10 protein-coding genes are annotated in these 13040 nt (G+C 50.4%); 6 read left to right on the forward strand and 4 right to left on the reverse strand.

Features of this window, described 5'->3' with window-relative positions; translation table 11 throughout:
• The first annotated feature begins 291 nt into the window (after positions 1-291).
• Positions 292-1212, forward strand: coding sequence for a gamma-carotene 1'-hydroxylase CruF (cruF, locus tag NC996_RS11485; RefSeq protein WP_190690354.1), 921 nt, complete (start codon positions 292-294; stop codon positions 1210-1212).
• The gene (cruG, locus tag NC996_RS11490) at positions 1209-2456 is read left to right on the forward strand and encodes a 2'-O-glycosyltransferase CruG (protein WP_190690358.1); all 1248 of its coding nucleotides are present in this window, start codon (positions 1209-1211) and stop codon (positions 2454-2456) included. Before cruF ends, cruG begins: the two co-directional genes overlap by 4 nt.
• Before the next feature lie 139 nt (positions 2457-2595).
• Here cruG and rnhA read toward each other — a convergent pair whose 3' ends face one another.
• Positions 2596-3474, reverse strand: coding sequence for a ribonuclease HI (gene rnhA / locus NC996_RS11495; protein WP_190690361.1), 879 nt, complete (start codon positions 3472-3474; stop codon positions 2596-2598).
• 82 nt (positions 3475-3556) lie between these two features.
• The gene (locus NC996_RS11500; protein WP_190690364.1) at positions 3557-5161 is read right to left on the reverse strand and encodes a tetratricopeptide repeat protein; all 1605 of its coding nucleotides are present in this window, start codon (positions 5159-5161) and stop codon (positions 3557-3559) included.
• A 227-nt stretch (positions 5162-5388) separates the two neighbouring features.
• On the opposite strand from NC996_RS11500, the gene NC996_RS11505 reads away from it, so the two are divergent.
• Positions 5389-7518, forward strand: coding sequence for a DNA polymerase III subunit gamma/tau (locus NC996_RS11505; protein WP_190690367.1), 2130 nt, complete (start codon positions 5389-5391; stop codon positions 7516-7518).
• An 80-nt stretch (positions 7519-7598) separates the two neighbouring features.
• Here the strand turns inward: NC996_RS11505 and NC996_RS11510 are convergent, their stop codons facing one another.
• Positions 7599-9035 carry a glycosyltransferase family 2 protein gene (locus NC996_RS11510; RefSeq protein ID WP_190690371.1) on the reverse strand — a complete coding sequence of 479 codons (1437 nt, stop codon included), beginning with the start codon at positions 9033-9035 and terminating at the stop codon, positions 7599-7601.
• On the reverse strand, positions 8989-9963 hold the full coding sequence (locus NC996_RS11515; RefSeq protein WP_190415319.1) for a radical SAM protein: 975 nt from the start codon (positions 9961-9963) through the stop codon (positions 8989-8991). Before NC996_RS11515 ends, NC996_RS11510 begins: the two co-directional genes overlap by 47 nt.
• Positions 9964-10342: 379 nt before the next feature.
• Between NC996_RS11515 and ebsA the strand changes: the two genes are divergently transcribed.
• The 3 genes from ebsA (at position 10343) to rbsK (ending at position 12859) form a co-directional block, all read left to right on the forward strand.
• Complete coding sequence (gene ebsA / locus NC996_RS11520; protein WP_190415317.1) at positions 10343-10717, forward strand: type IV pilus biogenesis protein EbsA; 375 nt, start codon at positions 10343-10345, stop codon at positions 10715-10717.
• Positions 10718-10743: 26 nt separating this feature from the next.
• The gene (locus tag NC996_RS11525) at positions 10744-11835 is read left to right on the forward strand and encodes a DRTGG domain-containing protein (protein WP_190690375.1); all 1092 of its coding nucleotides are present in this window, start codon (positions 10744-10746) and stop codon (positions 11833-11835) included.
• Positions 11836-11923: 88 nt separating this feature from the next.
• A complete protein-coding gene (rbsK, locus tag NC996_RS11530) occupies positions 11924-12859 on the forward strand; it encodes a ribokinase (protein WP_190690378.1) in 936 nt (311 codons plus the stop codon).
• Positions 12860-13040 lie beyond the last annotated feature (181 nt).

Consider the following 13040-nt stretch of genomic DNA (forward strand, 5'->3'; position numbering starts at 1 on the left):
AGAGCCAAAAGCCGACTGGCGAAGAATTTATTTGATTGTCGTTTTTTTCTTTCTAAGTCCTTCTCTGGAAGTCTGGAGTCCAGCAGCAGCCTTGAACTTCGGAGCATTCCAAAGGTTGATCGAGGTCGCTGTCCTAACGGGTGAATTGGACTTCTGACACGAGATTGGGAGACTTCCAACTAAATTTGGACTCTTAAGCCACGACTAACGACGACAGCCGCACAAGCATGGGGTTATTTGACAAACATTTGTAAACTACTATTAAGAACATACAGAAGTAAGAATTCTGCAATGAAGCAACTTGTCACTGTCGAGCGTTTCTGCCTGATTGGTCATATTGTAACGATGGTTTTTGGACTGGCGGGGCTGGTGCTGGTCGTACCCCATCCTGAAATAATTATGAGTTTAGGGGAGACTGGGCAGACTGCATTCCAGTGGAGTATGGCTTGGGGTGGAGTGGTGAATATCGTCTTGGGAACGGTCGCCGTTGCCATTTATGCCTATAGAAAGTTAGGACTGTGGCACTGGCTGACTTTCATGTTGCCTGCGGTGTGCCTGTCCTTGGGGAGCGAATTGCTGGGAACCAGTACAGGCTTTCCATTTGGGGACTACAGCTACCTGAACGGCTTGGGGTATAAGATTGGTGGACTGGTACCTTTTACCATTCCCTTGTCCTGGTTTTATATGGGATTGGTTTCTTATTTAATTGCCTGCGCGGGTCTAAAAACTCGGCAAAATCCGAGCTTGGTTCGCTATGTAGGCGCGATCGCTGTAGCTGCTATGATGTTCACCTCTTGGGACTTTGCGCTGGAGCCAGCGATGAGTCAAACAATGGTACCTTTTTGGTATTGGGAACAGCCAGGAGCCTTCTTTGGCACACCTTACGGAAACTATGCCGGTTGGTTTGGCACTAGCTCGCTCTTTATCGGTGTGGGAGCAATATTGTGGAGAAAGACGCCAATTTTATTGGATCGTTCTGGGCTAGGTTTCCCGCTCATCATCTATCTAAGTAACTTTGGTTATGCAGCCGGATTGAGCTTGGCAGCTGGGTATTGGATACCCGTCTCCTTGGGCGTTCTGGTCGGTGTCATTCCAACTTTGACCCTCTGGCAAATGGCACAACCCGCAGAGATTCGCGAATCCACAACGGAAACTCCTGCGAGTTTGAAGCCAGAAATTCCAGTGACTCAAGTCAAAGTGGCGGTGAAGTGAACGTCGATTGGTTAACACTCCAGAGCGCACTATCGCTGCTGCTGCTACTCGTTCAGGCACCAGCAGTAGCGATCCTGCTCTCGCGTCTATTGAAAGGGCCGTCTCGGCGATCGCCTGTTCAACCCAATACTGCCACGCCCGAACTCTTAGGTGCTGTCAGTGTCGTGGTTCCGACTTTAAATGAAGCGGAGCGAATTAGCCCAGCGCTGGCTGGGCTAACCCGCCAAAGCTACGAAGTCCGTGAAATTATCGTTGTTGATAGTCGTTCCCGGGATGGAACTCCAGAGTTAGTTAAAGCGGCACAGCAGCAAGATCCCCGGTTTCGCTTAATGACGGATGACCCCTTACCGCCTAGTTGGGTGGGGCGTCCTTGGGCTTTACATACTGGATTTTTGCACAGTAGCGAACAGAGCGAGTGGATTTTGGGAATGGACGCCGATACTCAGGCGATTCCCGGTTTAGTTGCCGGTTTGCTCAGGACAGCGGAAGAAGAGGGTTATGACCTGATTTCCCTCTCGCCGCAGTTTATCTTGAAATATCCAGGCGAGTGGTGGCTGCAACCAGCACTCTTGATGACCCTGCTTTACCGATTCGATCCGGCAGGTACAAATACTCAAGATCCGGAGCGGGTGATGGCGAACGGTCAGTGTTTCCTGTGCCGTCGCTCTGTTTTGGAGGCTGTAGGGGGTTATACCAGCGCCCGGAGTTCTTTTTGTGACGATGTCACCCTTGCCCGCAATATTGCCTCCCGTGGGTTCAAGGTGGGCTTTCTAGATGGAGCCAAGGTTTTGAAGGTACGGATGTATGAGGGGGCAGCCGAAACTTGGAAAGAGTGGGGGCGATCGCTTGACCTAAAAGACGCTGCTTCCAGGGGTCAGATATGGGGAGACTTGTGGCTGCTATTCGCCGTTCAGGGTTTACCTCTACCCGCGTCCTTGGTTTTACTCAGCTGGCTGGTGATGGGAACTTCGACACTCCCAGTGGTGGCTGCTGTCGGGTTAAATTTATTTCTGCTATTGATTCGGTTTGCGTTGCTACTCGCGATCGCGCCGTCTTATGAAAGCAAAGTACAAACCCCCGGCTTTAGGGGATCGGAAACAGGTAAACGGGAAAGGAACTTTGACTTTTTACTTTTACCTGTTTACTTTTATCTTTCCCCTCTGGCAGATCCTTTAGCTGTGCTGCGAATTTTTCTGTCTGCTATCCGTACTCCTAAGCAATGGCGCGGTCGGAGTTATGGATAGTTTTGAGTTTTCAAGCAAAGGGGTAATGAGAGTGATGAGTGTTGGATTTTGAGCGATCGGAGAGTTCTTTAATTCAAAACTCAAAACTCAAAACTCAAAACTCAAAACTTTTTCCCAATTCCCCAAAACCAAAACTCATTTAAGAATCGAAATTACTGTTAACCGCATCTACCCGTTCTAGCTGCCAAAGAATTTGATTGCCCTCACGGCGAACCCGCGACACAATCCAGTTACGCCACCCCCAGTGGTCTCCGCGACTGGTGACAGCGCTGGCATTGACATCCATCAAGTCAGCTAATTCAGAGCTAGTAATTAGGTAGCCTTTAGCAGCAATTTCGTCAGCCACGTGGAGAGTTTCTATCAGATTACGCAGCTGGGCGACTCTCACCTCACGGGGCAGATTGTCCTGAGAATCAAGAGCAGATGGAGTAGTAGAATCTACCATGACTAGGCCGAGGTTAGGAGGGTCAGAAGATAAGTCACTCGATTGTATCGTTTTGTTATCAATAGAATTAGTGGCGGGTGAAACAATTGACTCTTCTGCTATGGGTTGTTGCAGCGAAGGAGTCTTCCCCGTCGCAAAAGCCCGAGCGATCGCATCGCATCGCTCATTCCCCTCATTTCCTGCGTGACCCCGGACATACCGCCACTCGATCCGGGGAAGATTGAGTTCATCGAGTATTTCCCAGAGGTCTTGGTTGAGGACGGGTTTCCCTTCTGCTGTCTTCCAACCCTTTTTTTTCCAACCTTTCACCCATTTGGTAACACCGTTTTTCAGGTATTCACTATCGGTGTAGAGGGCGATGGGTTCTTGTTGTCCGAGGCCGTTCACGAGTTTCAATGCGCCGATTGCGGCTTGCATTTCCATTCGATTATTAGTGGTTGCCGGATCGGCGTCGCCCATTTCATAGACCGAACCATCGGTGAAATAGACAACAACACCCCAGCCTCCAGGACCTGGGTTGCCAACGCAGGCACCATCGGTATAGATACTTTGGATTGTCCGAGTCAAGGGCATGAAAGTGGTTTTGCGAGGTTGAATGGTTATTGTACAAAAAACGGGCAGCTCCAAGCGAGGGAAAGCTGCCCTGTCAGATTATTCAGGATTCTTCAGAGGGTTGTCCTAAAGATTGCTGGAGTTGCAGAAGGTCTTGCAAAATCTCTTGATGCAACTCTGGAAAATCGGCTTCGGGGAGGCTTGATAGCACCTGTTCGTACTCGATTATGGCTTTTTGGCGCAACGGATTGGGTTCTGGATTGACTTGCGATCGCTCATAGTAAGCATTGCCGATTGCTTGATGCAATCTGCCCCAACCTTCTGGCTGGGTGTCTTGAGAAACGTACTTCAACCCTTCCTCATAGCTTGCCAATTGCCCTTCATCGCCGCGCTGGTTCAAGGCTGGATTATTTTGAGCGACCTTACTTAAGGAACTCAGTAAGGGGTCCAAACTCGCTGAAAGAAGCGCCGACTTGCCGCGACCGATCCAGGAGTCCCAGTCATCCAGTTTGAGTTGCAAAGCTTGGTCGTAGCTGGCGATCGCTTCCTCATATCGAGCTAAGCGGTGTAGGGTCTCGCCTCTTACCATCCAGACTTCTGAATAGTTGGGTTGGAGTTGCAGAACCCGGTCAAAACTAGCCAGCGCTTCCTCATAGCGGTTCAAGTTTTCTAGCGCTAATCCCCGATTGTAGAAGGCTTCTGGGTCGTTTGCTTTAATTTCTACTGCCTTGTCAAAGCTAGCGATCGCTTCTTCTAAACGGTCTAAGTCCTGGAAAGTATTGCCTTGGTTGTTCCAAGCTTCGTAAAAGTCGGGTTTAATTTCTATCGCCTTGCTAAAGCTGGCGATCGCATCTTGCAACTGTCCTAAATTTTTCTGCATCACGCCTCGGTTGTTCCAGGCGATATAGTTATCCGGGCTAATCGCCAAGCACCGATCGTAGCTAGCGATCGCATCTGACAATTCTCCAGCACTGGCTTGCTGATTGCCTTGATTAAACCAAGCTTCGGCTTCCTCTGCACTCGATGGATTTTCTGCTTCCTCGACGCTGGATGGATTTGCCGCATTGAATTGATTCACCAATGCTTGCACAATAACTTGCGGATCGGTCGTCTCAATTTGCAGTTGCTCGGAAATTTGCTGAAGTAAACCGCTATCCTGCTGCAACATCACCAACAACTCATCTAGGGTGACTGTTTTGAGTTCTCCGCCTTCCTCACCTTCCTCACTAACAGCGGGGACTTCCTCCTCCGGCGTGTCGAACTCCTCGTATTCATAGATAGAAGAGACGGGTGGGGGGTTTACCGCTCGTGCCGGAGCGTTTCTCGTCAGCAGTTGCATCCCAATATCATAAGAAACTTCCCCGATTTCTCCGCAGCCCACCTGACCAAGCTGCACCATTCGCGCCGCTAACTCATTATTAGGTGCAGGGGAAGCCAATAATCTTTCCCCAAAGCGGTTCAGCCACCCCACCCATAGGGATGATTGACCGCGATCGCCCAGAGATTCAAAAAACCGTAAAACCCGGTCTTGCTGCCAGCCATGTGCGACACCTTCGAGCAGTTGGCTGTACAAAAATTCATAATCTGTATCCGTCAGGGGTTTAGGGGGTTCCGAGCGAACCGAGGCGGGTGTTGGGTTTCGCCTGCCGCCCGTTCCAAATAAACGCTGAAACCACCTTACCAGCGATCGCCATAGTTGCTTGAGCATTTGCTAGAGTCCCCCCGCCCTTACTTTCTCAGATTTTATCTAACGGGCTTGAACAGTTTACTGGCTATTATGAGCTTTTGATCGGTTAACCGTAATGTTTGCTTTCCAGAAAACCACACCAAGTCTCTGAAGACAACCAGAAGGCGATCGCATTCGGTTCGACTAGAGCAACACGTTACACTTTTATCGACACCTCTGTCGCTTGTCTAGCCTGACGAATCCCTGCCGTGACCTACCAACCCCTACATCACAAGTATCGCCCTCAGACGTTCGCGGATTTGGTGGGACAAGAAGCGATTGCCCACACACTCCGCAACGCCATCCGCACCGAACGGATTGCCCCCGCCTATTTATTCACGGGTTCTAGAGGAACGGGCAAAACCTCCAGCGCCCGGATTCTGGCAAAGTCGCTGAACTGTCTTCAGAATAGTCAGCCGACAGAACAACCTTGTGGTGTTTGTCCTGTTTGCCAAGGAATCGCCAAAGGTTCAGCGCTGGATGTAATTGAAATCGACGCCGCTAGCAACACCGGCGTGGACAATATCCGGGAGATCATCGAACGCGCCCAATATGCCCCCGTTCAGTGCCGCTACAAAGTGTATGTGATTGACGAAGTTCATAGTCTCAGTTCAGCTGCGTTCAATGCTTTGCTGAAGACGCTAGAGGAGCCACCCAAGCACGTTGTCTTTGTCCTGGCGACCACCGATCCGCAGCGGGTGTTACCGACAATTATTTCTCGCTGTCAACGCTTTGATTTTCGCCGCATTCCCTTAGAGGCGATGGTGGAGCATCTGGGAAAAATTGCCCAGTTGGAAAACATCAACATCACTTCCGAGGCGATTACCTTGGTGTCGCAAGTGGCTCAGGGAGGCTTGCGGGATGCGGAAAGCCTGCTCGACCAGCTCAGCCTATTATCCGGTCAAGTGACGGTAGAGGTGGTCTGGGATTTAGTGGGAGCGGTGCCAGAACGAGATTTAATGGAGTTGTTGAAGGCGATCGCTCATTCCGATCCCGAAGCAGTTCTGGAAAAAGCTCGTCATCTCATGGACAGGGGCAGAGAACCGCTGATTGTCCTCCAAAATCTTGCTGGTTTCTATCGCGATTTACTGATCGCCAAAACTGCCCCCAAACGCCCGGATTTGGTAGCCGTGACTGCGCCCACCTGGACTCAGTTGTGCGAATTTGAGGATCTGGACATCCCGACAATTTTGCAGGGGCAAAAGCACCTTAAAGACAGCGAAGTTCAAATTAGAAACACGACTCAGCCGCGCCTGTGGTTAGAAGTGACGCTATTGGGATTGTTGCCATTAGCTAATAGCGGTCAGCAGCCCCAGACAACGGGCAGTGTGAATCTGAGTCGCCTGCGTGTCGAGCCGCAAGAGGCAAGAGTCGATCGGGCGTCCACACCCAACACTCAACACTCAACCCCTGCCCAACCCGCTAAGCCAGTCATTGAACCCGTTCTCCCTAGTGTTCCGCAGATTCAGCCGGAAGCGCCACCAAAGACGCCCTCAGCGGCGGCACCACCACCAGAACCGAGAGAATCGACCGAACCTCCTGCGCCAGTTTCTCAGCCTGGAGAGGGTACGGATCGAAGTGTCGAACTCGATCGAGTTTGGCAACAGGTGATTAATCACGTCCAGCTATTTGGGACGCAAGAATTTTTGCGTCAACGATGTCGCTTACTAAACTTTAATGGTCGGGAAGCAATCCTGAGTGTCAGTTCAACGGGTTTGTTAAAATTAGCCCAGACAAAATTGCCAGATGTGGAAGCAGCTTTTTCAAAAACCTTTCAATCTAAGGTAAAAGTCAGCTTTCAAGTTAGCGGGGGGGCTGAGGTAAAGTCTCAACCTGCCTCAAAACCGCCAAACGCTGAAAGGTCTGATTCTTTGGGAACATTGCCTAGTAAAAATTCCGTAGGAGCGATCGCATCTGGGACACCGACTCCTCAAGCACCGCCCGTACAGCCTTCTGGGGAAGGCAAGACAGGGAATGGGGCTAGTAACGATTTAGCACCCCCTTTAACCAGCCCGCCGCCGTCAAAGATGCCACCGCAGGCGAAGCATGAGGTGAAGAACGGCAGTTCTTCAGCTTCACGAACTCCAGCCGCTACTGCTCAACCACCCGCACCGCCCGATTTAGAGTGGGACGATGAAGTCGCGATCGCTGCCAAACGCCTCGCGGACTTTTTTAAAGGGGAAATTGTCAAGCTGGCTGATGAGCGAGAGGAAAATCTGGAGACTTTAGATTTACCGTCTCTTTCCGAGATGCCGACGCGCTTGCCACTCGAAGAGATGATTCATTCTGCCGACGAGCTACTCAATGAGTGGCAAGAAGATGATGATGTAGGGTTTTAGAGTAAGAACACGGCAGTGCTGCGTCCTATTTAAAAAAAGGGACACGGTACTGCCGTGTCCCTTTTTTTAAAACTCAAAACTTAAAACTCAAAACTTTCCTCGCTACTGCCTTGATGCACCGTTTTAATCCATTTCAGCCGCTTCGGTCGCACGGACATCCGGGCGGTAGTAGCCGCGATGATTACCATCCAGTGCAACATATAAAGGACACCCCGTAAGGTTTGCAACAGGGTGACGAAAAAGACCGATGCAGTCAATTTCTCTTCTTTATGGGTGCGGTGCAGACCGACGAACATCCCCATCAGAAACAGAATGAACGTCATTCCGGTGATGGGGCTGAGAATCGGCAGACGATTCCGCGCGATCGCCATCAGGCAGTCGGGCACGGCAGCGGCGGGGAGAATATACTGGGTGAGCAAAAACGAGAACGCATCAATGCTTTTGAGGGTGCCCATCCGGTTTGAAACCAGGAGACGCCAGTAGTCCAGATAGCGCTGGAATCCACCTTCTGCCCATCGATTGCGCTGATGCCACAGTGCCTTAGCACTGGTGACGCCTTCCTCATATACGGGGGGAAAGATCAGAAATTCGATATCCCACCGATCCAGGTGTAAGCGGATCGTTAAATCCAAGTCGTCCGTGATGGTTTCCTCATTCCACCCACCGCAATGCTCCAAGGCAGCTCTGCGGACAAATTGACCGTTGCCTCGAAGTTCCCCGATGCCGCCAATGGCAATGCGCTGCTCCTGGAAATAGGAGTCCAGTGCCATTTCTGCCATCTGACCGCGAGTCCAGAAATTCAGCGATGGGTTCGCGATCGCTTTTCGCATCTGCACGGCTCCCACCTGTTGCCGCTCAAAACTTGGGCAAACCCGACGCAGCATATCTGGTGGCACTTGGGCGTCGGCATCAAATACCCCGACAATTTCTCCTCGCGTCAGGGACAACACTTGATTCAGCGCTCCCGATTTGCCGCCAACCCCATTCGCACCTCGGCGCAGGACTTTTAACTGGCGATATTCCTTCGCCAGATGCTCTAACACGAGGGGGGTTCGATCGGTGCTGTGGTCGTCAATCACCCAAACTTCATACCGATCTACTGGGTAGTCCTGATTACACAGCATTTTCACCAGGTTGCCAATAACAGCTTCCTCATTTTTAGCTGCCACCAGTAGGGAAACAGAAGGCCATTGGTCTTTTGTTGCTTCCGACAACGGCGCTGGGACTGGTCGGGGTCGCGCGAATACGACGCGGAACGCTTGAATCACCAACAGTCCGGTCAGTCCTAGGACTAACCACGAACCCCAAACAAACAGATGTAGGGCAATGATGCTGCCCCAAATCACCGTTAAGGCGAACGCCGCTTTGCGTCGGCGTCCTGCCAGTCCCTGAAAAAAGTCGCTCTCAAATTCTTCTGTAGAAACTTCATTGATTGCGTCTCTACATTCAGACAACAGAGAATCGAGCGGTTCAAGCTCGTTGTAAGAATCTTTTTCGGGCCAGGAATTCTCCGGCATAGGTTACTTGATTCAACCACCAATACTTATCTACACCCATAAAGAAGCTGGGGATCAGGTAACACCATACCGTACATCCTTCGCACACGGACAGCTTGCCCTGAGATTGGCGGTAGGATTCTACTTCCTCTGACTGGCGATAGAGGTCGTAAAGCTTACCGTTAATGGGAACGCCGGTTTGGGCAAAGTGATAGCAAGGTAGGAGTAGCTTGTCGTCGGGAGAAATCGCAATTACTGCATCTACCGCTTTACAGCGGGGATTTTTCGTATCATTCCCCCCAGCTTCAATGAACGCCAGTGCAGCCTTATTGTATCCGACATTCTTATATTTCTTGGCGGCGGCTTGAATTGCTGCCACCATGTCTGGGGTGGGATTCTTGTTGGAATTGTAGTGGTCGTGGGCGGTGAAAGCTGGGTTGAGCCATACCCTGACGCCTAGGCGCAGACCGAGTTCTGCGACTTCGTTAATGTGCTGATAATTTTGGGCGGTGACGGTGTGGTTGAGAACGGGTTGTTCGCCGAGTTCTTGTGCTAGAGCAACCGACTCAACCAGGGTGTCAAAAATTTTCACTCCCCGCGAATGGTCGTGGGTTTCAGCATCTGCACCATCTAGCGAGAAATTCAAGAAGTCAACTAATCCTTGAATTTCTTTGGCTTTTTTCGGGTAAAGAATTGTATTCGTCGTCATGCTGGTCCAAAATCCCTGCTTTTTGGCTTCAGCGTAAATCTGACCAACATCTGCACGTAGCAGGGGTTCGCCACCCGTAAAGTCTATATACTTCAGACCCAACCGGCGCAAGTCCTTTAAGTTGTGTTGAATCGTGGCAAAGTCAGCTTCTTGGGGTGGCTCTAATGCCCAGATGTTACAAAAATGACATCGGGCGTTGCAGCGATAAGTTAAGTAGTAATTAGCAACTAAAGGAGGCATAGATTTCTCGCGTGAATAATTCCCTAACTTTATTCAGTCAGCGTAAACTAATCGGCAACAGATAGGAAGTTTTACTCAGGAATCGGGGAAAAGGGGAAAAAAATTCGCTACAAAGGGAAAAAAGGGGAAGGAAAACGAAAATTTCTCTACTACTCTTTCCTGCTCTTTCTCCCTCCCACATAGTCCTTAATTCCTTTAATGAATGAATTTATCCTGGGGAGGACGCGGGAACCTGTATATTAAGGTAGAATCACCATTAGCTCCACCGTCCAAGGCTAGAACTCTAAGCTATTGTGTTCCCAATCGGCTGTCAGAGCGCAGAAAATTAGGGACAACGCCCTACTGCCAGTCAGACGGAAATTGAGGAAGATTTAAGACAATGTCAATTGACCAACTTCAGCCTGCAAACCAAGGGGATGTCAGTGTCTACATGCCCTACTACCAGGGCAATAAGCGGAATATGTTGCCCTTGGCAATTAGCCTGTATCAAAAAGGGTCTTTAGAAGGGAATCGCAAAATAGAAGGCGGCGATAGCATTCCTTTTGTTGCCACCTGGTATGTGTCTAGGCTCCCATTGGATTTGACCCGTTGTCGGTTGCAGTTTGATGGAAATGCGGAACTGAGTTACGAAGTGATGATGGCAAATTCAGAGTTAGTCGATTTTTTAATCGATGTAATTATGAATTTCAAGCGCACTCGCACAATCGACTTTTCCCACGCGTTCTATCGTAAGCTGCTACGAGCAGATGGTTGAACACTGTAGAAATGAGGAGTGAGGGTGTGCCAAAAGCGGCTAAATATTTGCTTATCGGGTCAACAGAAGCTTACAGTGGCAAGTCAGCAACGATCTTGGGGATTGCCCATCAGCTGAAAGAAAAGGGGCTGGATATCGCCTATGGGAAACCGCTGGGCACCTGTTTAAGTGAATCGCAAACAGATGCGATGGAGGAGGATGTCCGGTTACTCGCTCAGGTATTGAAATTACCAGAAAATCGAATCAGACCGACTCTGCTGTCTCTGGATGAAGAGACGATTCAAAGACGCCTTTCTGGAGAAGACCAGACGGATTACCGTCTGTCTCTGGAGCAGTATCGACGGATGCCTGGTGCCCCAATGGTTTTATTAGAAGGGCCAGGAACTTTGGAAGAAGGCAGCTTATTCGACTTGTCTCTGGGACAGGTTGCTGAGGCGGTTGATGCGGCTGTTTTACTGGTGGCTCGTTTTCACTCGGTTCTATTGGTGGATGCGCTGTTGTCAGCTAAAAAGCGGCTGGGCGATCGCTTAACGGGTGTTTTGATAAACGATATTCCCGCAGCTAATCTGGAAGCCGCTGAGACGCTCGTACGACCTTTTCTAGAGCGGCAGGGGATTCCTGTGTTGGGAATGTTGCCAAGAAGCGAGTTGCTGCGGAGTGTCAGCGTTCGGGAACTGGTCAGCCAGTTGAAAGCAGAAGTTCTGTGCCGTCCAGATCGATTGGATTTAATGGTACAGAGCTTGACAATTGGCGCAATGAATGTAAATTCAGCGCTGAAGTATTTCCGCAAGGGAACGAACATGGCGGTGGTGACGGGAGGCGATCGCACGGATATCCAGCTAGCCGCCTTAGAAACTTCTACTCAGTGCCTGATCTTGACTGGACAATTGCCACCACAACATTTTATCCTCAGCCGCGCTGAAGATTTAGAGATTCCGATTTTGTCGGTTGACCTGGATACGCTGACGACTGTAGGAATTATTGACCGTGCCTTTGGTCAAGTGCGGCTCCACGAACCGATTAAGGTCGAGTGCGTTCGCCAGATGATGGCTGAAAACTTCGATATTGAGCGGTTAATGGCGACTTTGGGTTTAGAACCGGCGGTTACGGTGCAGTAAGCGAGTCCGAAGCGTGGTGAATGTTGAGTTCTGAGTTAGGAATCCCTTTCATTCAAAACTCAAAATTCAAAACTTTCAAGAGCGACCAATGACCAAAGTTATCGTCTTCGGCAGCATTAACATGGATCTCGTGGCGCGATCGCCCCGATTGCCAGTTGCTGGCGAAACGCTACGGGGTCATGACTTTTTTACGGCTGCGGGTGGGAAAGGAGCGAATCAAGCGGTAGCAGTGGCGCGGCTGGGGATTCCAACTCAGCTTGTGGGGCGTCTGGGTGCCGATAATTTTGGACGCGAACTCCTCGCCAATCTTCAAGCGTCTGGTGTCGAGACTGGGGCTGTCTTGGTGGATGAGGCGGCTCATTCTGGCGTCGCAGCGATCGCTGTGGGTGCGAGGGGAGAAAATCACATTATCATCGTCCCCGGTGCCAATGGGCGCGTGAACGATGAGGATGTGGGACGCCTTAGCGATTTGTTGCCCGGTGCTGCTGCATTGCTCCTTCAATTCGAGATTCCGATGCCAGCCGTTGTCGCAGCTGCTAGGGCAGCCCGACAAGCCGGTGTCCAGGTCATTCTCGATCCCGCACCTGCTATCGAGATGGGAGATTTTGCGTCTGTTTTATATCCGTTGGTTGACATCATCACCCCCAACGAAATTGAGGCGGGGCAATTGGTAGGCTTTGCGGTGGATGGGCAAGAAACCGCTGCTAAAGCAGCCGCAGCTTTACGTCAACGGGGCGTGGGTACTGCAATTGTGAAACTAGGCGATCGCGGTGTCTTTTGTGCCACACCGGAGGAAACATTCTTCGTCCCCGCTTTTCCCGTTCAGGCAGTTGACACCGTTGCGGCTGGGGATGCGTTTAATGGGGGATTGGCAGCAGCTTTGGCTTCTGGGCGTCCTCTGCGGGAGGCAGTAGTCTGGGGTGCTGCCACTGGTGCGATTTCGGCAACTATTGCCGGTGCCCAACCCTCTCTGCCCGATAGAGAGACGTTCGACACATTTCTCAGAGAACGAGGGATTCTATAGTTGAGTGGCAAAAGGGAAGAATGTTCAGTACATTTTTATGATTAATCCCGTATTTGGTAACGATAATTCCGCCTTTTCAAGGTATATTTAAATAATAGAAATCCGTTTTCAATAAATATTGAAGCTTAGTTCTTCCTTATCAAGTTTATTATATCGAAAAAAAACAAATAACTTCTAGAGG

It is taken from the genome of Trichocoleus sp. ST-U2 (genome assembly GCF_039961875.1).
Lineage (GTDB): Bacteria > Cyanobacteriota > Cyanobacteriia > Cyanobacteriales > FACHB-T130 > FACHB-T130.

Bases quoted from the DNA above. Each gene is read 5' to 3' on its own strand.
- ebsA (WP_190415317.1), top strand. From the start codon at position 10,343: ATGTCAATTGACCAACTTCAGCCTGCAAACCAAGGGGATGTCAGTGTC.
- rbsK (WP_190690378.1), top strand. From the start codon at position 11,924: ATGACCAAAGTTATCGTCTTCGGCAGCATTAACATGGATCTCGTGGCG.
- rnhA (WP_190690361.1), bottom strand. From the start codon at position 3,474: ATGCCCTTGACTCGGACAATCCAAAGTATCTATACCGATGGTGCCTGC.
- NC996_RS11510 (WP_190690371.1), bottom strand. From the start codon at position 9,035: ATGCCGGAGAATTCCTGGCCCGAAAAAGATTCTTACAACGAGCTTGAA.
- cruF (WP_190690354.1), top strand. From the start codon at position 292: ATGAAGCAACTTGTCACTGTCGAGCGTTTCTGCCTGATTGGTCATATT.
- NC996_RS11515 (WP_190415319.1), bottom strand. From the start codon at position 9,963: ATGCCTCCTTTAGTTGCTAATTACTACTTAACTTATCGCTGCAACGCC.
- NC996_RS11500 (WP_190690364.1), bottom strand. From the start codon at position 5,161: ATGCTCAAGCAACTATGGCGATCGCTGGTAAGGTGGTTTCAGCGTTTA.